The organism is Paraburkholderia sp. BL10I2N1 (assembly GCF_004361815.1).
Taxonomy (GTDB): domain Bacteria; phylum Pseudomonadota; class Gammaproteobacteria; order Burkholderiales; family Burkholderiaceae; genus Paraburkholderia.
In genome coordinates this window covers 2,040,213-2,060,170 of the sequence record NZ_SNWA01000002.1, presented here as the reverse complement: position 1 = coordinate 2,060,170, position 19,958 = coordinate 2,040,213, and the positions used below count along the sequence as shown (strand labels likewise).

At 64.2% G+C, this 19,958-nt stretch carries 19 protein-coding genes and 1 riboswitch; of the genes, 5 read left to right on the top strand and 14 right to left on the bottom strand.

Annotated features, from left to right (window positions below):
• Positions 1–75: 75 nt before the first annotated feature.
• The gene (locus B0G77_RS31450; protein ID WP_133665776.1) at positions 76–414 is read right to left on the bottom strand and encodes a hypothetical protein; all 339 of its coding nucleotides are present in this window, start codon (positions 412–414) and stop codon (positions 76–78) included.
• 93 nt (positions 415–507) lie between these two features.
• Between B0G77_RS31450 and B0G77_RS31445 the strand changes: the two genes are divergently transcribed.
• Positions 508–705: a hypothetical protein gene (locus B0G77_RS31445; protein ID WP_133665775.1), complete on the top strand. Its 198-nt coding sequence runs from the start codon at positions 508–510 to the stop codon at positions 703–705.
• Positions 706–892: 187 nt separating this feature from the next.
• Here B0G77_RS31445 and B0G77_RS31440 read toward each other — a convergent pair whose 3' ends face one another.
• On the bottom strand, positions 893–2,251 hold the full coding sequence (locus B0G77_RS31440) for a hypothetical protein (RefSeq protein ID WP_347814196.1): 1,359 nt from the start codon (positions 2,249–2,251) through the stop codon (positions 893–895).
• A gap of 196 nt (positions 2,252–2,447) precedes the next feature.
• Entirely contained in the window at positions 2,448–2,609 is a 162-nt protein-coding gene (locus tag B0G77_RS43530) for a hypothetical protein (RefSeq protein ID WP_166656308.1), read from the bottom strand.
• A gap of 168 nt (positions 2,610–2,777) precedes the next feature.
• Here B0G77_RS43530 and B0G77_RS31435 point away from each other — a divergent pair, with 168 nt between their 5' ends.
• The gene (locus tag B0G77_RS31435; RefSeq protein WP_133665773.1) at positions 2,778–3,875 is read left to right on the top strand and encodes an AGE family epimerase/isomerase; all 1,098 of its coding nucleotides are present in this window, start codon (positions 2,778–2,780) and stop codon (positions 3,873–3,875) included.
• Positions 3,876–3,953: 78 nt separating this feature from the next.
• Here the strand turns inward: B0G77_RS31435 and B0G77_RS31430 are convergent, their stop codons facing one another.
• On the bottom strand, positions 3,954–5,579 hold the full coding sequence (locus B0G77_RS31430; protein ID WP_133665772.1) for a methyl-accepting chemotaxis protein: 1,626 nt from the start codon (positions 5,577–5,579) through the stop codon (positions 3,954–3,956).
• Positions 5,580–5,822: 243 nt separating this feature from the next.
• On the opposite strand from B0G77_RS31430, the gene B0G77_RS31425 reads away from it, so the two are divergent.
• Positions 5,823–6,260 carry a PaaI family thioesterase gene (locus tag B0G77_RS31425; RefSeq protein WP_133665771.1) on the top strand — a complete coding sequence of 146 codons (438 nt, stop codon included), beginning with the start codon at positions 5,823–5,825 and terminating at the stop codon, positions 6,258–6,260.
• 77 nt (positions 6,261–6,337) lie between these two features.
• On the opposite strand, the gene B0G77_RS31420 is transcribed toward B0G77_RS31425, so the two are convergent.
• The 9 genes from B0G77_RS31420 to B0G77_RS31380 form a co-directional block, all read right to left on the bottom strand.
• Positions 6,338–7,186, bottom strand: a complete 849-nt coding sequence (locus B0G77_RS31420; protein ID WP_133665770.1) for an ureidoglycolate lyase — start codon at positions 7,184–7,186, stop codon at positions 6,338–6,340.
• A gap of 40 nt (positions 7,187–7,226) precedes the next feature.
• Positions 7,227–7,970 (bottom strand): SDR family oxidoreductase, encoded by a 744-nt coding sequence (locus tag B0G77_RS31415; protein ID WP_133665769.1) that lies wholly within the window; start codon positions 7,968–7,970, stop codon positions 7,227–7,229.
• A 101-nt stretch (positions 7,971–8,071) separates the two neighbouring features.
• Positions 8,072–8,908 (bottom strand): amidohydrolase family protein, encoded by an 837-nt coding sequence (locus B0G77_RS31410; RefSeq protein ID WP_133665768.1) that lies wholly within the window; start codon positions 8,906–8,908, stop codon positions 8,072–8,074.
• A gap of 1 nt (position 8,909) precedes the next feature.
• Positions 8,910–9,947: an aldo/keto reductase gene (locus B0G77_RS31405; protein WP_133665767.1), complete on the bottom strand. Its 1,038-nt coding sequence runs from the start codon at positions 9,945–9,947 to the stop codon at positions 8,910–8,912.
• Between the two features lie 26 nt (positions 9,948–9,973).
• Positions 9,974–11,281, bottom strand: a complete 1,308-nt coding sequence (locus B0G77_RS31400; RefSeq protein WP_133665766.1) for a UxaA family hydrolase — start codon at positions 11,279–11,281, stop codon at positions 9,974–9,976.
• A 48-nt stretch (positions 11,282–11,329) separates the two neighbouring features.
• A complete protein-coding gene (locus tag B0G77_RS31395) occupies positions 11,330–11,653 on the bottom strand; it encodes a UxaA family hydrolase (RefSeq protein WP_133665765.1) in 324 nt (107 codons plus the stop codon).
• Between the two features lie 46 nt (positions 11,654–11,699).
• On the bottom strand, positions 11,700–12,743 hold the full coding sequence (locus tag B0G77_RS31390; protein ID WP_133665764.1) for an ABC transporter permease: 1,044 nt from the start codon (positions 12,741–12,743) through the stop codon (positions 11,700–11,702).
• Entirely contained in the window at positions 12,733–14,328 is a 1,596-nt protein-coding gene (locus B0G77_RS31385) for a sugar ABC transporter ATP-binding protein (protein WP_243751285.1), read from the bottom strand. Before B0G77_RS31385 ends, B0G77_RS31390 begins: the two co-directional genes overlap by 11 nt.
• Positions 14,325–15,374, bottom strand: coding sequence for a sugar ABC transporter substrate-binding protein (locus B0G77_RS31380; protein WP_133665762.1), 1,050 nt, complete (start codon positions 15,372–15,374; stop codon positions 14,325–14,327). Before B0G77_RS31380 ends, B0G77_RS31385 begins: the two co-directional genes overlap by 4 nt.
• A gap of 269 nt (positions 15,375–15,643) precedes the next feature.
• Between B0G77_RS31380 and B0G77_RS31375 the strand changes: the two genes are divergently transcribed.
• Together B0G77_RS31375 and B0G77_RS31370 are read left to right on the top strand one after the other, a co-directional pair.
• Complete coding sequence (locus B0G77_RS31375; protein ID WP_133666958.1) at positions 15,644–16,432, top strand: IclR family transcriptional regulator; 789 nt, start codon at positions 15,644–15,646, stop codon at positions 16,430–16,432.
• A 109-nt stretch (positions 16,433–16,541) separates the two neighbouring features.
• Positions 16,542–17,084, top strand: coding sequence for a hypothetical protein (locus B0G77_RS31370; protein WP_133665761.1), 543 nt, complete (start codon positions 16,542–16,544; stop codon positions 17,082–17,084).
• Between the two features lie 39 nt (positions 17,085–17,123).
• On the opposite strand, the gene B0G77_RS31365 is transcribed toward B0G77_RS31370, so the two are convergent.
• Complete coding sequence (locus B0G77_RS31365) at positions 17,124–19,562, bottom strand: GNAT family N-acetyltransferase (protein WP_133665760.1); 2,439 nt, start codon at positions 19,560–19,562, stop codon at positions 17,124–17,126.
• Positions 19,563–19,736: 174 nt separating this feature from the next.
• Positions 19,737–19,904, top strand: a riboswitch (yybP-ykoY riboswitch).
• Positions 19,905–19,958: the final 54 nt, after the last annotated feature.

Sequence of the window (19,958 nt, the reverse complement as noted above, 5' to 3'; positions counted from 1 at the left end):
GTCTCAAATGCGAACTTCGGTTCGCATTTTTTTACCGGCCGCAAAAGCGCTCACGTCCGGAAATGCCGGCTTTTGTCACGTCGGCGCAAATACGACGGCCTGGCAGTCCCCAATATACCTGTGCGTTCGCTTGAAGCGATAAGTCTGGCCGTCGGCGGTTATCCGGTTTACACCCGGTTGCGTCAGCATAAGCATCTCGTCCGCGAGCGAGGCGGCGACCGTGCCGCTGCCGGACAATTCGTCCAGCGAGCCCTCAGGGTTGCCGATGTACACGAGGCGCTCACTCTCCCCGTACCGCATCACGAAGACGGCCTGGCCGGCGTCCAGCGCCAGTTCGAGATAGCTGGCCAGCTCTCGCAGTGATGCCGGCGTGTGTGACTGCGTCGCGTAAGCTGAACCCTGCGCTGCTGCCATAGCAACATCCCCCGTCAAATTCGTTCGTCCTGACGCAGAAGGCTCGCGTCACCGCTGACACGCCGCGCTTCTACTATAAGCTGCTGCCAGGGAATGCGAAACTCGCAAGGCGGCCTCTTTGTGCGCAAATCACGTGATGACAGGGCTCTGGTAGCGAGCGCCGAGTCGCCAGAAAGGATTGAACGCATAGAGACCGCCCGCATGGCTCTTTGCGTGGTCGCGATGGTCGACGCCGCGCGCGAGCAACGGTTCGAGCGCATTGAAGGGATGGTTGAAGCAGGCGATCAGTAAGGCGGGCGGAAGGCCGCTTCAAGCCCTGAAGCAATCAGCGCGAAGAGAACAAGGCGTCGGCACGCTGACTCGTCGACGAGGTCAGGCGAGCCTGATCTTTCCGGGCGAGGGATGCAGTCCCGCAGCGTGAAGTGTCCGCCAGCGTAGAAACATGCTGGCGGATATCCGCACCCCTACGCCGCCGCACTTAGTGTGGAGTAGCAGGTTTCGCTTTGTGCGCCTGCCGGGACTTCGTCGCGTGCTTCGCCGCCGGCTGCTCCGAAGGACGAGGCGCGACAGCAGGAGCCGGAGCCGGAGCCGCCGGCGAAGGCGGTGCAATTGCAGGTCCGCTGAACGTCGCCGAATCGGTGTCGAGAAGGGTCGACAACGTGGCTTGCTGGTTCAGCATCATCTGCTCGATGCGTTGCTGCTGCGCAGTGGTTTCGCGAGTGAGACGCATCAGAAGCATCGTTTGCGTGATGCCGATCGCGACCGTCACAAGCAGCGCCCCCACGACGATCGACAGCATCCACTTCATCCGCCGCGAGTGATCGGTCGCCGCGCGACGCTGGTCGGAAATCACGCCGTAAAGCGCATCGACGGTATCAGCGAAGGCCGTCGCCCGCGCACGGTCGAGTTCCGGAGCCGCGTGCGTCGCCGGCTGCGGTTGCGAAGCAACATAAGGGCGCGCCGACGTGCCGTCCGATGCGACCGACGAGTCAGGCATGTCAGTCGATAGCGCAGCAGACGCGCGTCCTGCAAATGGCGACCCCTTCGAGGTCACATCGCCAGCGGCCATTGCGTCTCCAGACGCGGTCGCTTCGCGCAAGGCCGTAGCCGTCTTTGCGACGCTCGTTGCAGAACGCTGCTGTGATGTGGCGGATTGCGCCGAGGCGGCCGCGTCGCTGGCGCGGGCAGCCGCGACACCGCGCAGCACCGAAGACGACATCGAAGGCGCAGCGGGCAAGACCGAAGCCACCCGCGAGACCGCCACACTCGAAGCGGAAGCGTCAACTGGCTCCGCTACAGCGGCTTCCTGCCCGGCCGCTGCCGTGTTCGCCGGTGCACTGTCCGCACCTTGCGCTGCATCTGCCGCCTTCGCCGCGACGTCATCGGTTGCCGGCATGGCCGTCGCAGCCGTCGCGCCCATTCCAGCGCCTGGGCCGTTCGCTACGCTCAGTGTCGGTTCCTCACGCTCATCCAGCACGCTCGTCTGCACCGAGGCCGAAGCCGTCTCGCCTGCTTTTGCCGCACGCGTCACGCGTCGCGCAGGCTTCGCGTCCTGCCCCTCCAGCAGTGGCTCGCCTCCGTCCGACAGCCCCACCGCCGCCAGCACTTCCGCGGGCAATTCGAAGCCCCTCAGCGTGCCTTGCCGCACGTCGATGGTCATGGCTTCCAGCGTCGCGCGCGTGGGATCGTCGGGGAACAGGTCGAGCGTGCTGCCGTCGCGCGCCACATCGCTCAGCTGCGCGAGCCGCTGCGCGGAGCGCGCGGCGCGGGCCAACTTGTTTTCAGTTTCGGTGGAGACGGTGGCCGTGCGCTGCTTCGTCGAACGGGAGCGGGGCACGCGGGTATTCGGGGATGCTGCGGAATCTGCCATAGGGAAAGGAGCGGTCGTCGTAGTCGTCAGACAGCGGTCGCCTGCCGCGGGTCGCCGCTGCAAAATGCCATCTTCGTTTTTCGAGACATCATTGTCTCATGGCCACACCCAGCCGCCGACGGGAATTCATGTAAGCGCCTACGCTGCTCGTGCTCCAGCGCCGTCAGGTCGATAACGTCCGGTCGGCCTGGCGATGTCCTCGTGCGCCCAGCAGAACCGCCGCAACGAATTCCGGCTTGCGGCTTGCGACGCATTCCGTGGTCGACGCCTGGCGCAACGCAAACGTCACGTTGTCCGACTTTGATGAGCCATCGAGCAACTGCATGACAGAACGCCTGGCTCACCCGCGGTCAAAATCCCGTGCGGCCGACAAAATCTGGTTTATCCTTGGACGCGCACAGGAACCCGCTATCGCTCCAGGCCGCCCGTCGTTGCCGTCTGGCCGCGTCGTCGCCCTGTCCGATGACCTTTTCTATCAGTAAGTACACGCAGCATGAATACATCCGCTTCCACGGCCACCCTCGCCGCCGAGCTACGTGAACACTTCACGCAGGTTGTTCTGCCGCTATGGCGAGGGCCGGGTTTCAACGCCGCGTTAAATCTGCCGTATGAAGCCGTGGACAGCGTGCATCGGCCGCTCCCAGTTGTGCGCTATCGGGCGATGGCCTGCGCTCGACAATTGTTCGTTTTCTCGCGGGCGGGCGATGCCGCCCATGCCGATACGCTGTTCGATGCACTACTCAGCCACTTTCACGACACGCTGAACGGCGGGTGGTTCTTTAGCGTCAATGCGGAAGGCGCGCCGCTCGATACCTCAAAGGATCTGTACACGCATGCGTTCATCGTGTTTGCCTGCGCGGAATATTTCGCGCGCTCGGGCAATCAGGATGCACTCGACGTGATGTACGACACGTCCGCGCTCATCACCGAACGCTTTGCGAACGCGCGCGACGGCTTGCTCAACGCGTCGCTCGATGCGGATTTCTCCACGGTCACCGGCACGCCTCTGCAAAACCCGCTGATGCATCTGACCGAAGCGTGGCTCGCCGCGCGCGAGGCGACGCAGGATGGTGCATTCGGCGACGCACTCACGCGCCTCGTTGAAGTGGTCGCGCGCAACTTCATGCATCAGCCGACAGGCTGTATTGCCGAGTTGCCGCTCGGCTCGGACGACAATCGCCTCGAACCAGGTCACCAGTTCGAATGGTTCTACCTGGTGCGCCGTGCGGCCGGCCTGCTGGGAACGTCAGGCCTCGACGAAGCGCTGACGCGCGCGTTCAGCTTCGCGCAGCAGCATGGTATCGACCCGACGACGGGCGGCGTGGCGGCCGCGCTCGACGAGGCTGGAACCATCAAGGACAGCGCCCAGCGCATCTGGGCTCAGACCGAATATCTGCGCGCGCTCGCCACACACGCCAGCGAAGCCGCACGCATCGCCTTGCCGCAGCAGATCGAGCGTTTTCGCGCGCGCTTCCTGCGCCCGCATGGATGGATCGAAAGCATGACGGCCACTGGCGAGATTACGCGTGCCGAGATGCCTTCGACCACGCCCTACCATCTCGCTACGGCATACGCGTCGTTACCGGCATAGACGCGCGCCGACGCTCGCGACAGATAACAAAAAGCCCGCGCAAGCGGGCTTTTCTGCATTCCAGCGAATCGCAACGCGTCAAAGCGCGGACATCCCAGCGAACGCTCCCGAAGCATGCTGGCCGGAATACACTCCGCCACGCAGCCCGGCCACGAGCACGGCATCCGAAATCTCGAAAGAGGAAACCGCCTGCTTCAGCTGCTGCGTCTGTTCGTGGAGCGAAGCCGCAGCGGCCGCAGCCTCTTCAACCAGCGCCGCGTTCTGCTGCGTCATCTGATCCATCTGCACCACGGCCTGATTGACCTGCTCGATACCCGTGCTCTGCTCCGACGACGATGCACTGATCTCCGCCATCATCTGGGTGACGCGCGAAATCGACCCGGACACATTGCGCATCGCGTCGCCTGCACGTTCAACGAGTTCCGAGCCGCCCTGAATCTCCGCGACCGACTCGCTGATGAGCGTCTTGATCTCCTTCGCCGACTGCGCGCTGCGCTGGGCGAGACCGCGCACTTCGCCCGCCACCACCGCAAATCCGCGCCCCTGCTCGCCGGCGCGCGCCGCTTCAACGGCAGCGTTCAACGCGAGGATGTTGGTCTGGAACGCGATGCCGTCGATCACGCTGATAATTTCCGCGATCTTGTCCGAGCTTTGCGCGATACCGCGCATCTTCTCGACCACTTCGTTCACCACGTCGCTGCCACGGGAAGTCGCATCGAGCGCCGTTTCCGCCAGGGCGTTCGCTTCGCGTGCGTGCCCGGCGTTCTGACGGACGGCAGCGGTCAGCTCTTCCATGCTCGAAGCGGTTTCCTCAAGTGAGGCGGCCTGATTTTCGGTGCGCGCTGACAGATCCGCATTGCCCGTCGCAATTTCGTCGGCGCCGATGTAGATCGAATCGGCGGACTCGCGCACGGTCTTGACGGTACGTGCGACGCTCGCCTGCATCCTGGCCAGGCCAGAAAACAGATGGCCGATCTCGTTCGTGCCGCGTTCGGCGATCGGCTGGTCGAGACGTCCTTGCGCGATGCGATCGAAGTGGCGCCCCGCTTCTTCGAGCGGCGCAACCACACCTCGCTTCAACGCGACGTACACCGCGATCGTCCCAGCCAGCAGCAGCACGATGATGGCAATCCCTACGCTGCGAAAAAGCGCGAGGCGGCCGTCGATCGAATCGAGCGAAGCGCGACTTGCGGCATCACCGAACTGCACGAAATTGCGCTGTTCCGCGAGATAGGCGTCCTGGAGAGATTGGGTCGGCTGGTCGAGAAAGGCCTGAATGTTGCCGGCGTCGAGGTATTGCACGAGTTCGCCGAGCGCTGTGTGCAGCTTGCGATATCGCTCGGTGAGCGCCGCCGCGCGGGCGCTGTTTTCGTCGTTCATCTTCGGCGCGTTCGTGAACACCTCGAATGAATGTTCCGCCGCCGTCAGTTGCTCGCGCGCGTGCTGAACGATGTCGGCCGGCTCGGCGCCGCCGCGCACCATCCGCGTGCCGGCACGCGACAGGTTGATGCGCGCGTCCATCAGATGCTGCGTCGTTTCGCTGACCGCGTCGACCTGCTTCAGCGCGACGTTCGACAGATCGCCGACGTCGTCATGCGTGCGGGTCAACGACCAGAATCCCAGGCCCGCCGTCACCAGTTGGAACACGCAGAAAGCGATGAGAACACACAACAGGCCGGAAGCGACCTTGATCTTGCTGAACATCGAAAACACCTGAATTGCTGAGAAGGGCAGGAACTACGTTCGGGTTAACGGCAGGTTCCGTCAGCCCTTGAGTCGAATTGAGTGAAAAAGCCCGACATCCGCGCCCTACAGCGCCTAACCCGCAAATTGCCGCTGTTTTTCACAATAATTAGAAGACAATCTTTCGAATTCACCTTGACGCGACGCACAGGCTCTTCCTAGAGTGGACAGGAACCAGTGCGGGTAACGCCCGAAGGAACCGAGATGACAGATCTACTGGATCGCGCACGCGGGGCCTTGCACGCCCAGCCGTTCAGCATGCTGCTTGGCGCCGAACTCATGAGTACGGGCACGCACGAACTCGCGCTGTGCCTGCCGATTCGGGACGAACTGAGGCAGCAACACGGCTTTGTACACGGCGGCGTCATCAGCTATCTGGCGGACAACGCGCTGACCTTCGCAGGTGCACTGGCGCTCGGGCCGCGCGTCGTGACCGGCGAATACAAGATCAACTTCCTGCGGCCAGCGATAAACGGCACGCTGATGGCGCGCGCCCAGGTCGTGCACGCTGGACGCAGCCAGGCGACGTGCCAGTGCAATATCTTCGTGATGGACGACGGCAAGGAAAAACTCGTCGCGGTGGCGCAGGGCACCATCAACCGCGTAGGAGAGGGCGCGGAAGGCGCGGCGCCGCCGGCCTGAGGAATGAAGCGAGATGACTTGAAGATGACGCACGCGACTGAAGAGCCGCGCGCGCCGCTCACTGCCTTGATCCAGCGTTATTCCGCTGCGTAAGTCTTCTGCTGCTGCTCGCCGAGACCCTGAATGCCGAGGCGCATCGTCTGACCCGGCTTCAGGAACACCGGGTTCGGCTTCACGCCCATGCCGACGCCCGGCGGCGTGCCGGTCGAGATCACGTCGCCCGGTTGCAGGCTCATGCACTGCGACAGATACGAGATCAGCTTCGCGACGGTGAACACCATCGTCTTCGTATTGCCGTTCTGGTAGCGATGGCCGTCCACTTCGAGCCACAGGCCGAGTTTCTGCGGATCGGCGACTTCATCGCGCGTGACGAGCCAGGGGCCGATCGGGCCGAACGTGTCGAAACCCTTGCCCTTGTCCCACGTGCCGCCGCGCTCGATCTGCCATTCACGTTCGGACACGTCGTTAATCACGCAATAGCCCGCGACGTAATCCAGCGCGTTGGCTTCGTCGATGTATTTGGCCGACTTGCCGATCACCACGCCCAGTTCGACTTCCCAGTCGCACTTCTTCGAGCCGCGCGGAATTTCTACATTATCGTTCGGGCCAACCACGGCGCTCGTCCACTTGTTGAAGACCACCGGCTCGCTCGGCACCGGCAGGTTCGATTCCGCCGCGTGGTCCGCGTAATTCAAGCCGATACAGACGAACTTGCCGATGTTGCCCACACACGGACCGATACGCGGATTGCCTTCGACCACCGGCAGCGAGGCCGGATCGACCGCGCGCAGTTTCGCGAGACCCGCGTCGGTGAGCACATCGCCGCCGATATCGGCGACCACCTTTGACAGATCGCGAATCTTGCCTTGCGCATCGAGCAAGCCCGGCTTTTCCTGACCTTTCGGCCCATAACGAAGCAGTTTCATCGTGGCACTTCCCAAATGTTCAGTGAAAAAAATGCTGCACTCAGTTCGACCAGCCGCCGTCGATCACATGCGCCTGGCCTGTCGTGAACGCCGATTCGTCCGACGCCAGATAGAGCGCAAGCGCGGCGATCTCTTCCGGCTTGCCGACACGGCCCATCGGCTGGCGCGCGACAAAGGCCGCCTGCACCGCATCGAGCGACGCGCCTTGCGCCTGCGCCTGCGCGGCGATCCGCTGTTCGAGCGACGGCGAGGCCACCGTCCCCGGACAGATCGCGTTGCAACGGATACCGCGCGTCACGAAGTCTGCCGCAACCGCCTTCGTCAGTCCAATCACCGCAGCCTTCGACGCACCATACACGAACCGGTTCGGCACACCCTTGATGCTCGACGCCGCCGACGACATGTTGATGATAGAGCCTGCGCCATTCTCCAGCATTGCGGGCAGAAACGCGCGAATCGTCCGGTACATCGCCTTCGCGTTCAGGTCGAAGGCAAAGTCCCAGTCTTCTTCGCTCGCTTCGAGAATCGAGCCCGCGTGCACGTAGCCCGCGCAGTTGAACAGCACGTCGATCGCACCGACTTCGGCAGCAAGCGCCTTGATCGCGGCATCGTCACGCACATCGAGCACACGCGCCTCGACGGGCTTGCTGGCGAGCGCATCGATGCGGATGTCCGTCGCGATCACGCGTGCGCCTTCGCGCGCGAAGAGCTCCGCGGTCGCAAGGCCGATGCCTTGTCCGGCAGCAGTGATCAGGGCCGTCTTGCCGGCCAGTCTTTGTATCATCTACGGCTCCAGTTGAAATGGCGTTTGAGTCATAACGGGTATTGCAGCGCCTGTTGAGTCAGTCGGATCAGCGCGCGAGGCGCATCGATCTTTCAGCGGCGTTACAGCCGGTAGAAGGCCGCAGCGTTGCCGCCGAAAACCGCCGCACGCTCCGCATCGGACAGTGACGCGAGCAACGCGTTCGCCACGGCGTGCCACAGGAGATAGTCACCGTTCAGGTTGAGCACCGGCCAGTCGCTACCCCACATCAGCCGGCGCGGTCCAAAGCAGGCCAGCAGATGATCGACATACGGCCGCAACGTGGCTTCGGTCCAGCCGGGTGCGGCCTCCGTCGCGAGCCCAGATAGTTTGCAGTGAATGTGCGGCAAGCGGGAGAGCCGCTCGATACCGTCAGCCCACAGTTGCCAGCCGGCAGCGCCATCGTGGATCGGCGGCTTGGCGCCATGGTCGACGACAATGCGCAGCCGTGGAAAGCGCTGCGCGAAGATTTCGAGCGCGTCGACGTGACGCGCGTAGATCAGCGCATCGAATGCGAGGTCGTGCGCGATGACCGCTTCGACAGCCGGCGCGAGTGCGGGATTCGCGATCCAGTTGTCGTCCGCGAGATCCTGAAGCATCGGACGCACGCCCTTGAATTTCGGATCGCGGGCAAGCTCGGCGATCAGCGCGGGCGCATCGTCATCGAGCATCGGCACCCAGCCGACCACGCCAGCAATCGATACCTCGCCGCGTGCGATATCCAGCAGATAGCGGGTTTCTTCGACCGTCGGCGCGGCCTGCACGACCACCGTGCGGTCGATTCCGGCGGCCGACCGAAGCGGCGCCAGATCGCCCGGACCGAACGTGCGGTAGAGCGACGTCATCTCCGGCGTGAGCCAGTCGTAGTCGCCCCGCTCAGGATTCCAGTAGTGCTGGTGTGCATCGATGCGCTGTGTCACGTCAATCCTTCGGCACGGGTGCGCGCGGGTCGAGCAAGCCTTCTCGCAGGGCCTTCCACAGCGCGGCCGGCAGCTTGCGTTCGAAAGACGCGACGTTCTCGCGCAACTCTGTGGCGCTACGTGCGCCTGTCAGCACCGACGCGACGGCCGGATGCGCATACGGAAACTGCAGCGCTGCCGCGGCAAGCGGCGCTTCGTGCACGCGGCAGATCGCCTCGAGCCGCGCGACGCGGTCGATGATTTCCTGTGGCGCGTCGGCGTAGTTGAACTTCAGATCGCCCTGCACGCCGCGTGCAAGAATGCCCGAATTGAACGCGCCGCCGAGCAGGATGCTCACGTGACGCCCTTCGCATTCAGGCAACAGGTCGTTCAATGTCTGCTGCTCCAGCAACGTGTAACGGCCCGCGAGCAACGCGCAGTCGATATCGAATTCCGCCATCGCTTCGAGAATCGCCGCACTCTCGTTCACACCCAGGCCCACTGCTTTCACCGCGCCGCTCGAACGCAGTTCGTCGAGCGCGCGAAACCCGCCGCCCTCGGTCAACTGCTTCCAGTAGTGCGCGTTGCGATCGCCATGCGTATAGCGGCCGATGTCGTGCACCAGCAGGATATCGATGTCGATCAAGCCGAGCCGTTGCTGGCTGTCTTCGAAGGAACGCAGGATGCCGTCGCGCGTGTAGTCGAAGATCGCTTCGAAAGGCAGCGGGTTCTGCCAGCCTTCGCTGCCGTCGTACGGATGGGTGCGCGGCACGAAATGGCGGCCGACTTTGGTCGACAGCACATACTCATTGCGCGGATAGCGGCGCAGCGCGTGACCTAACCGATGCTCGGCCTTTGTGTGACCATAGTGCGGCGCGGTATCGAAGTAACGGATGCCGGCGTCCCACGCGGCATCGATCGTCGCCTGCGCTTCCTCATCGGATAGATCGCGATACAGACCGGCGATTGGCGCCGTGCCGAGCCCCAGGCCGGTCACCTTCAGTTCGCGCCCGCCAATGCCACGTTGCAGGCTGACCTTCGGATTCACCGCTTCTGTCATCACACGTCTCCTTTTTTATCCGCGCTTCAAAGCAACGCGATTTCCATGACGCCACGCGGTATCGCGCTTGACGGCAGGCACGCCGGTCCGACCGGCTCGAAGCTCTTGTAGGTCAGGATGAACTCCTGGTGCCCAAGTGCCTCTGACTTCGACGCCGTGCCTTGCGCCACCGCCACCGTCTGCTCGAACACTTCGCGGCCGACATCGTCGAGTGTGGCGCGGCCTTCCAGAATACGTCCGGCATCGACGTCCATGTCGCCGGCAAGATTGCGATACGTCGCCGGATTGGCACATACCTTGATCACCGGGGAGATCGCCGAGCCGACCACCGAGCCGCGCCCCGTCGTGAACAGGATCACATGCGCGCCGCACGCGATCAGTTCGCCGATTTCCGCGTTGTCGCTGATATTCGGAAAGCCGAAGCGCGGTTCGCCATCGGGCACGACGTCGAGCAGATACAAACCGCCGGTAGGCGGAACATCGCCCGGTTTGATGATCCCGACTATCGGCGATGCGCCGCTTTTCGCATATGCGCCGAGCGACTTCTCCTCCTGCGTCGTCAGGCCGCCGTCCGCATTGCCGACGGCGAAACTGCCGTGTCCGAGAATGGAATAGTAGCGCGCCGCCTTCATGACGCAAGCGACGATTTCGTCGCCGAGGTCAGCGCTCGCCGCGCGGCTCTTCATATGGTATTCGCACCCGACCAGTTCGCCGGTTTCCTCGAAGATGCACGTCGCGCCCGCGTCGATCAGGTGATCGAACGCACGCCCCACGGCTGGATTCGCGGTGATGCCGCTCGTGCCGTCCGAGCCGCCGCAGATCGTTCCGATCACGAGTTCGTCGAGCGCCATCGGCACCTTTTGCTGCGCTGCAAGCTGCTTTCGCGCATCGCGCACCCAGTCGACACCGTATTGAATCGTGCTGCGCGTGCCGCCCTTCTCCTGGATGGTGAGCACCTCGACGGGACGGCCGCTCGCGCGCACGACCTCCACGAGGTAATGCTTGTTCATGCTCTCGCAGCCGAGCGACACGAACAGCACCGCGCCCACGTTCGGATGCGTGGTGAGCTGCTGCATCATTCTCTCGGCGTAGCTATTCGGGTAGCAGCCGGGAAAGCCGATCAGATGGACGGGCGGCTCGCGTTCGGCGGATGGATCATCGAAGGCGTCGAGCGGCTCGCGAAACTGCGTGACGATTTCGCGTGCGACGTGATGCGCACATTCGACGAGATACGCGACCGCAACGACATTGCGGATGCCCTTGCGGCCATCGCTGCGCAGATAGCCGTGAAGCATGGACCGCGCAGCGGCGGGTGCAACGGAAGATTCAGTCATGATCGTTGGTTCCAGCGCGGCGCGCGGGCCGCCTCAATGGTGCACAAATCAGTGGTGCACAAATTCGTGGCCGGCATCGTGCGTATAGGTCGGCAGATAGTCGCTTTCGAGGTTATGCGTGTGCAGGTGCGCGCCGCGGGCAACCGCTTCGGTTACGTGACCGATCGCGGCGCCGTAGCGCAGCACCTTTTCGTCCTTCACGAGCGCACGGCGCGCGACCTTGTGGCCGAGTTCGATGGTCTTCGCGAGCGTCACCTGCTCGCCTTCGATCTCGACCTGCGAACCCGACTCGAGCCGCGCCGCCGCGATCAGGCAGTTGTCCTGCGGACCCAGCAGGATCAGGCGCGGGTCTGTCTGAAGTGAACTGCTCAAAATGGGTCTCCGTAAAAGCGCAGATTCTTGTGGATGGCAACAGCGATCAGTTCTGGCCTTCGCCGCTCGCGAGCCGCGCCACCATCAGCGAGCCGAGAATGATCGCGCCGTAGATCGCCTGAATCCAGAATGACGGCACCTGGGCAAGCGTCAGCAGGTTCTGCACGACGCCGAGCAACAACACCCCGGACAGCGCGCCGAGCATCGTGCCCTTGCCGCCGTCGAGCGAAATGCCGCCAATCACCGCCGCCGCGAATACCGTGAAGATCATCCCGTTGCCCTGATTGGCATTGATCGCGCCCACGTAGCCGGTGACGATCAGCCCGCCAATCGAAGCAAGGATGCTGCCGAGCACGAACACGCCCCACGTGATGCGCTCCACGCGAATACCCGCCGCACGCGCCGCTTCCGGATTGCCGCCGATCGCGTACAACGCGCGGCCGATACGGTGATAGCGCAGCATGAATGCCGCCACGGCGAACGCGGCGGCCGCGAGCCACACGGAGATGGGCAGGCCGAGCACGATGGTGGTCGCGAGCGTGAAGAATGCCGGCGGCATGTCGAACAGCGTGCCGCCCTTTGTCGCGCCGACCAGCATGCCGCGCAGCACGATCAACATGGCCAGCGTGACGATGAACGCGTTCAGACGCAGCCGCACCACCAGAAAGCCGTTGATGAACCCGATCAGCGCACCGACGACGACGATCGCCAGTAAGCCCGCCGCTGTCGGCCATTGCAGCCCGAAGCCGGCGGACGCAGCCGGCATCACGAGCATCGCGCCGACCGCAGGAGCGATGCCCACCGTCGACTCCAGCGACAGATCGAACTTGCCGGTCAGCACGATCAGCGATTCGGCGAGCACGACGAGCGCGAGGGCCGCCGACGCGCCCAGCACGCTGATCAGATTCGCCTTCGTCAGAAAGCTCGGGCTGACGAACGCGCCGATCACCAGCAGAAGCACGAGCGCCGGCAACAGTGCGAGATCGCGCAGGCGGGCGAATTCGATGCGCGGGCGGCCACGCTGCGCGGCGGCGACGTTGGCCTGTCCCTGGTTCGTCGCGAACGCGGGGGTGGGCGCACTATTCTTCATGAAGACTGACTCCTTCAACTGAGGCGATGAGGTCGTGGTCCTGCCAGCCGGCCGGCAATTCGGCGGCGATGCGGCCACGGAACATGACGAGGACGCGGTCACAGGTACGCAGATCGTCGAGTTCCCCGGAAACGACGAGCACGGCCTTGCCGTCCTCGCGCACGCGATCCACGACGGACAACAGGGCTTCCTTCGATTTCACGTCGACGCCCGCCGTGGGGTCGATCAGAACCAGCACGTTCGGGTCGGTGGCGAGCGCGCGCGCCATGACGACCTTCTGCTGGTTGCCGCCGGAAAGCCCCGAAACGATATGCTCGGGACCCTGGGCGACGATGCCGAGCGCGGCGATCATCTTCTGCCCGAAGGCGTTTTTCTTCGCGGGCGGTGCAATTCCGAACCTGCCGAGCAGGCGCGCGATCGTCATCGACGCGTTTTCCGCTACCGACTGCGTGAGCACCAGCCCTTCATGATGGCGATCCTTCGGCACACAGCCGATGCCCGCAGCCAGCGCAGCGGGTACATCGCCGTGCGGCAAGCCGACACCTTCGACGCGGATCTCGCCACGCGCCGGCGAGCGAAGTCCTGCAATGGCCTCGGCAACGCTCGTGCGACCGCTGCTCGTCGCGCCCGTGAGGCCGATCACTTCGCCGCGCTTCACCGCGAACGACACCGCTTCGTAGTCTGCCCCCGCGAGATCCGAAACTTCGAGCGCGACCTTCGTATCCGCCGGAAGCGCGGCGCGCGCTGCGGCGTCAGCGACATTCAGACCGCCGCGCTCGCCGGTCATGGCTTCGATCAGTTGCTCGCGAGGCAAGGCGGAAACCGGCGCGCTGACGATATGCCGCGCGTCGCGCAACACCGTCACCGCCTGGCAGATCTCATACACCTCCTGCAGGTGATGCGAGATGAAGAGGAACGTCACGCCTTCGCGCTGCAGTTCCTGAATGCGTTTGAATAGACGCTTGATTTCGTCGCCGTCGAGTTGCGCGGTCGGCTCATCGAGAATGATGAAGCGCGCGCCGTACGACAGCGCCCGGGCGATTTCCACCAGCTGGCGCGCTTCCACGCTCAGGTCGCCAGCGCGCGCGTCCTCGCGCACATCGATCTTCCAGTGGTCGAGCAACGCGCGTGCGTCGCGCCGCATCGCGCGCCAGTCGATGACGCCGTGCCTGCCAGGCTGACGGTTGATGAACAGGTTCTCCGCGACACTGAGGTCACGGATGATCGTCGAATGCTGATAAACGCACGCGACGCGTTCGCGCCACGCGTCGCGGTCCGCGATCGGCGGTGCAGCTGCGCCGCCGAAGCGCACCTCGCCGGCATCCGGCTTGCGCAGGCCAGTGAGAATCGACACCAACGTCGATTTCCCGGCCCCGTTACGCCCGACGAGTGCATGCGACTCGCCGGGCATCACGCGGATGCTCAAGTCTTTCAGCGCGGCCGTCGAGCCGTAGCGCTTCGTGACTTCAAGCGCCTCCACGACCGAAGGAAGTCCCTGTGGGACGACCGAAGGAAGTCCCTGTGGGACGACCGAAGGAACGCCCTGCGGACCGACGGGCACGGCAGAAGACGTCACATCGCTCATTTGAGAGTGTTGCCCCAGAGGTTCTTGTCGTCGACATTGGCCTTCGTCACGAGCGGCGCAGGCAACTGGTCTTCGAGAATCCCCGGCGACAGCTGGATGATCGTGCTGTCGTGGTCCGTCGGGCCTGGCTTGAAGGTCTGCCCGGCAAGCGCGGCCTTGACGTAGTACAGGCCGTACTTCGCATACAGGTCGGCTGGCTGCGAAATGGTTGCGTCGATATCGCCGCGGCGGATCGCGTCGTATTCCTGCGGGATGCCGTCATTGCTGACGATCACGACATGCTTCGCGTCGCCCGTCGGATACAGCATCTGCTTGCGCCGCAGCGTCTGCAGCGTCGGCGACAGATACACGCCGCCCGCCTGCATGTAGATGCCCTTCACGTCCGGGTTCGCCGTCAGCAGGCTGTCGAGCGCCGTGGCCGCGACGTCGCCCTTCCAGCTCGCCGGAATTTCCAGCAGCGTCAGACCCGGGTACTTCTTCAGGCACGAACGGAACGCTTCCGAACGATCGCGGCCGTTCACCGAAGCCAGATCGCCCATGATCTGCACGACCTTGCCCGACTTCACATGCTCGCCGATATACGTGCACGCCTTCGCGCCGTACGCGTGATTGTCGGCGCGCACCACCATCGCGACCTTGCCCTGTGTCGGCGCGACGTCTACCGCGACGACCGGCACGTTCTTCGCCGCGGCGGCATCGAGGGCGCGGCTGATCGCAGCCGAATCGAGCGGCCCGACGACGATGCCCTTTGAACCCAGGTTCAGGAGGTTGTTCATGTCGGTGATCTGCTGGGCAGGATCGCCGTTCGAATTGACCGGCGCGAGGATATCGATGCCCATGTCCTTCGCGTACTTCGGCAGGTAGTTGTTGTACGACTGCCAGAACGGCGAAGTCAGTAGCGGCAGGCCGAGGCCGACCTTGCCGGCTTCCGCCGCCTGCGCGGTGCCGGCCAGCGCCGCCCCCGCCACGCATGCAACCGCGACGCCGGCGGATAAGCTCTTCTGGATGAAACGGCGAGCCGCGTGCGGCCGCTGTGCGAACGTCATGTCTGTCTCCTGGTCTGCGTTGTTGAATCAACCGAAACCGGTCTCAACGGTGTTGGCGACCGGAACGTCGTCCTGCGCTCCTCATTCTTATGAATTGGTGTGCGGTAATTCACCAATGAACGTATTATTCATATACGGATATTTCTAAGTCAAGGAATGTGCACTGCACCAACCGTCCGTGTTTTCCCTGGCCGATCGCGAGAAGGAACCCACTACACTCACCCGCCGGGCAAGATGAGAACTGAACAAGGGGACCCAACACCATGCCAATCGATCTGGAAGACAAGGACGACGCCGATCGCTACCGCGCGCCCGCGCTCGACAAGGGCCTCGACATCCTCGAACTGCTGGCCGAGCAGAAGGCAGGGTTGACGCGTGCGGAAATCACGAAGCTGCTTGGCCGCAACGCGAGCGAGATGTACCGGATGCTGGAGCGGCTGGTGGCGCGTCAGTATGTCGTGCGCTCAGCGGCCGGCGACCGTTATTCGTTGAGTCTCAAGCTGTATGCGCTCAGCCATCGCCATCCGCCGATGAACCGACTCATCTCCGAAGCGCTGCCGCTCATGCAGCGTTTTGCCGATACGGCCGAGCAATCGTGTCATCTGGCCGTGTACGACCGCGGCAATCTGCTCGTGATCGCCCAGGTCGACGGCCCGGGCACGTGGGGTATTTCGGTGCGGCTCGGCTCGCGCGTCGGCCTGATCGATACCGGCTCCGGGCGCGTGATGCTGGCGTTTCAAACACCCGAGCAGCGCGCGCACATGCTCGCGGAACATACGAAGGTGAAGGGCGAAGTGACGATCGACCGTGACGCACTCGAAGCCGTCTGCGAACAGACGCGCGCCGCAGGCTACTCGCAGAAGGACAGCCAGCAGACATTTGGCGTCACCGACCTGACGTTCCCGCTTCTTGGACCGTCGGGTCAGGCGATTGCGGCGATGACGTGCCCGTATATGCGACGTATCGACGAATACGTCGCGCCGACGCTCGAAGCCGTGACCGCGCTGTTGCGCGAGACGGTGGACGCGCTATCGATGTTTCGCGAACGGGCGGCATGATCAGGCGCGATAAGACGGAATCTGGAGCGGGGTCGCGCGAGGCGTTAGAATAGCGGCCCTTCCAAAAACCGCCGCACGGTTGATGCCGTGTGTGCTCTTCGTACACGTAATGGCGAAACTTCTGAACGACCACGAATTCCAGCGTTTTTCCGAACTTCAGCAGAAGCAGTCGAGCTTCACGATCACCAGCGAGGAAGCCGACGAGTTGCGCGATATCGTCGCCCGCGCGCAGAAAAAACGCGACGACCGCTCGGCTGCCATGCAGGCCATCGAAGCGCATATCCAGCAGTTCGAGATCACCCCGGACGAACTCTTCTCGCCCGAACAGATCGCCGACGCCGCACGTACCTACGGCCTGATTCCGGCTGCAAAGAAGGAACGCGTGCTGCCGCCGTCGTTCACGTTCAACGGCAAGCCGTATCAGTGGACCCGCACGCTGCCCGATGAAGTGCGCGTGCCGTTGTTCGAGGCATTCTCGAGTGGTCAGTCGGTGAAGAGCTTCATCGCCACGCCGAAGGACGCCGTGCGTTGCGCGGCGACGATCGCACGTCTGGAGAAGGAAACCGGCGCGGTGTATGCGGAGTCCTGGCTCGAGGAGCTGGCGGTTTCGCGCGCGCAGGTGGATGAACAGGCCTCGAAGCTGGCTGCCTGATTTTTCTGTCGGGCTGGGAGCGATGGCGCACCGTCGCTCTCAGGTGCGCGCTGCGTCATCCAGCGCGAGCCTGAACCCCACGACGGCGGGATCCTCCGTCCGCGCCGCGGTAAAGCCACATGCCTGCGCAAGCCGGATCATCGGTGCATTCTCGCGCAGCGCTTCACCCACCAGCCAATGTGTGCCGCGCGCCCGCGCGTAGGCAATGATCCGCTCCATCAGCAGGCGCCCGAGCTTGTGCCCCTTCTGATCCGAGCGCACCGCCACCGCGAATTCGGCCGTCTCGTTGTCCGGGTCTGAAATTGCGCGCACCACGCCCAGCGTGTGCTCCGAGCCATGTTCATCGGTGATCGTCGCGATCAGGGCCATTTCACGGTCGTAGTCGATCTGCGTCATCCGCGCGAGCTGGGAATGATCGAAGCCGCGCACCGCGCCAAAGAAACGCAACCGCAGATCGTCGGGCGTCATCGCTTTCACCAATTCGCTGTGCGCCGCCTCGTCCTCCGGGCGGATCGGGCGGATCGTCACATGCAGGCCGTTCCAGTCGAGCGTTTCTTCGAAGCGGCGCGGATACGGCATGATCGCGAGGCGGCTGCGCTTGCGTGCGAGCCGGATACAGGGCGCAACGACGACCGTTCGCGTCCGAAACACGCGCAGCGCAAGCGACAGGCCCACGATCTCGCGAACGTCGCAAACCGCCTGCGACAGCGCCGTCAGCGCAACGAGCGACGGCTCGGCAGGTACGCGTCGCGCGTACGGCGAGCGCGAGACGATGTCGCGCGCGAGGATCGGATTGAGGGGCGGCAAACCATAGGCGCGCATCGGCGGCGATACGTCGTCAGGCGACGGCGCGGTAAACAGGAAGACCGGGCCGAAGTTATCGTCGTCGTGCAGTTCCACCGTGATATCGACAACGATTTCCTCCGCCGTCTCCTTTGGCTCGACGGCCAGGCCGAAGTGACCGAAGAGGCGTGCGGCGGCTTCGCCCGTTAGCCGTACCGGGGGCGCCTCGCTTTTTGCTTCGGTTATGGCTTCGTTGCTGATGCCACTCGTCGCCTGATTGGACAACTCGCCCTCTGCCGCCGCGAGCGCCCCCTGCGCCTCTGCCTGCGCCGCCCCTATCGAACCCGGCAACTGCGCGGGCAAACCTTCCGGCGTCTGCATCAGCAGTTCGCGGCCCAGCCTGTAATCGACGAGACGCGCGAACGCGCTGGCAAGCCGTTGTGGCGTCGTGTGAACCGGAATGCCCTGCGCGTGCAGCGCATCGCGAGTCGCCGTGTCGACGCCGCCAAAGAAGCACGCCAGCAGCCCACGATAAGCGAACTTCTGATGCGCGATCAGCGCCTGCGCCACCTCGGCCACCGGCGCGCCATGCGTCGACGTATGAACCACGAACGCCGTCCCGGTCGCACGATGCGGCGCGAGCACTTCGAGCGCTTTGCCGAAGTGCTCAGGCCGCGCGTTGTCGCCGAGCAGCAGGGGATTGCCGGACACGGCTTGCGGCAACGCCTGTGCTAGCGCTTCGGTCACCTGCTCCGGCCAATGTGCGAGCGTGTCGCCGGCAGCGGTGAAGGCGTCACACGAGAGCAGCGCCACGCCCCGGTCGCTGGTGATGATCGTCGCGGTATCGCTGGCGGCAACGCGGCCTACGCCGAGCGTTTCGATTTCATCGAGCAGATCGTCGAGCGAATCGACACGCACCATCCCGGCACGACGGAAAGCCGCCGTGTAGAGCGCATCGGCGGGATCGGAGCGGCCGGCCCGCAAGGCAAGCACCGGCTTGTTGCGCGCAGCCGCGCGCGCCGCCGACATGAACTTGCGCGCAGCGCGCACCGAATCGAGTTCGAGCAGGATCGCGCGCGTACCGGGATCGCTCGCCAGATAGTCGAGCACGTCGCCGGCATCGACGTCCGCTTCATCGCCCAGCGCAACCGCGTGCGAGAAACCGAGTCCACGTGCATGCGCCCAGCCAAGCACGGCGTTCGTCAGCGCATTCGACTGCGACACCCACGCGACACCGCCTGCCTTCACCGTGCACAACGGCGCGCCAAGATGCGCCCGCAATGCAGGGCTGACGACGCCGAGACTGCCCGGCCCGACGATACGCAGCAGATGCGGCCGCGCCGCTGCAAGTGCATGACGCAGCCCGGTGCGATCGTCGTCCGTGCGCGCTTGACCGACGATGATCGCCGCGCGCGTCCCCATGCCGCCAAGACGGTGCACGATTGCCGCCCATGTGGCGGGCGGCGTGCAGATGAGCGCGACCGTCGGCGCTTCGGGCAGATCACCGGCATCGGCGAACACCGGGCGGCCGTCGAGTTCGTGGTGTTTTGGATTGACCGGCCACAGCGGGCCTTCGAAACCGCCTTCCAGCACGCGCGTCCAGACCATCGCGCCGATGCTGCCGGCCCGCTTCGAGGCGCCGATCACGGCGACAGACTTCGGTTGAAACAAGGCGTCGAGATTGCGAACGGTCACAGGCGCTCCGCGAGGCGAGGTCAGGTGGCGCGTTTCGGGAAACGGCAAACGGTAAACGCGCGCGCCATCATCAGGATAGGCGAAGTCTGGGGGATACGGGAGGGCGCAAACCGGCTTCATTGCGAGCACTTCACGCCCGGCAAGCTTGTTGAAAGCGCTGACTGTCGCTAGAATCGCCCGGTCACTGGGGAGTAGCCTTCCTCCTGCCCCGGAGGAGAACGCGTCAACACACCTGGCCTGGCGCCATGGCGCATTCGACCGAACGGTTTGGCGAGACCACTGGCGCACAGCTTCGTCCGGGTCGGACGGGAAGCGGCGCGTCATGGTTCGTATTCGTCCGACCCCGGAGACTCCCTTGAAGCTATACCGCTGCCTGCATCCCGCCGCTATGCCATT

Bases quoted from the DNA above. Each gene is read 5' to 3' on its own strand.
- B0G77_RS31385 (WP_243751285.1), bottom strand. From the start codon at position 14,328: ATGAGCGATGTGACGTCTTCTGCCGTGCCCGTCGGTCCGCAGGGCGTT.
- B0G77_RS31430 (WP_133665772.1), bottom strand. From the start codon at position 5,579: ATGTTCAGCAAGATCAAGGTCGCTTCCGGCCTGTTGTGTGTTCTCATC.
- B0G77_RS31370 (WP_133665761.1), top strand. From the start codon at position 16,542: ATGGCGAAACTTCTGAACGACCACGAATTCCAGCGTTTTTCCGAACTT.
- B0G77_RS31445 (WP_133665775.1), top strand. From the start codon at position 508: ATGCGAAACTCGCAAGGCGGCCTCTTTGTGCGCAAATCACGTGATGAC.
- B0G77_RS31380 (WP_133665762.1), bottom strand. From the start codon at position 15,374: ATGACGTTCGCACAGCGGCCGCACGCGGCTCGCCGTTTCATCCAGAAG.
- B0G77_RS31415 (WP_133665769.1), bottom strand. From the start codon at position 7,970: ATGATACAAAGACTGGCCGGCAAGACGGCCCTGATCACTGCTGCCGGA.
- B0G77_RS31450 (WP_133665776.1), bottom strand. From the start codon at position 414: ATGGCAGCAGCGCAGGGTTCAGCTTACGCGACGCAGTCACACACGCCG.
- B0G77_RS43530 (WP_166656308.1), bottom strand. From the start codon at position 2,609: ATGCAGTTGCTCGATGGCTCATCAAAGTCGGACAACGTGACGTTTGCG.
- B0G77_RS31390 (WP_133665764.1), bottom strand. From the start codon at position 12,743: ATGAAGAATAGTGCGCCCACCCCCGCGTTCGCGACGAACCAGGGACAG.
- B0G77_RS31425 (WP_133665771.1), top strand. From the start codon at position 5,823: ATGACAGATCTACTGGATCGCGCACGCGGGGCCTTGCACGCCCAGCCG.
- B0G77_RS31420 (WP_133665770.1), bottom strand. From the start codon at position 7,186: ATGAAACTGCTTCGTTATGGGCCGAAAGGTCAGGAAAAGCCGGGCTTG.
- B0G77_RS31435 (WP_133665773.1), top strand. From the start codon at position 2,778: ATGAATACATCCGCTTCCACGGCCACCCTCGCCGCCGAGCTACGTGAA.
- B0G77_RS31405 (WP_133665767.1), bottom strand. From the start codon at position 9,947: ATGACAGAAGCGGTGAATCCGAAGGTCAGCCTGCAACGTGGCATTGGC.
- B0G77_RS31400 (WP_133665766.1), bottom strand. From the start codon at position 11,281: ATGACTGAATCTTCCGTTGCACCCGCCGCTGCGCGGTCCATGCTTCAC.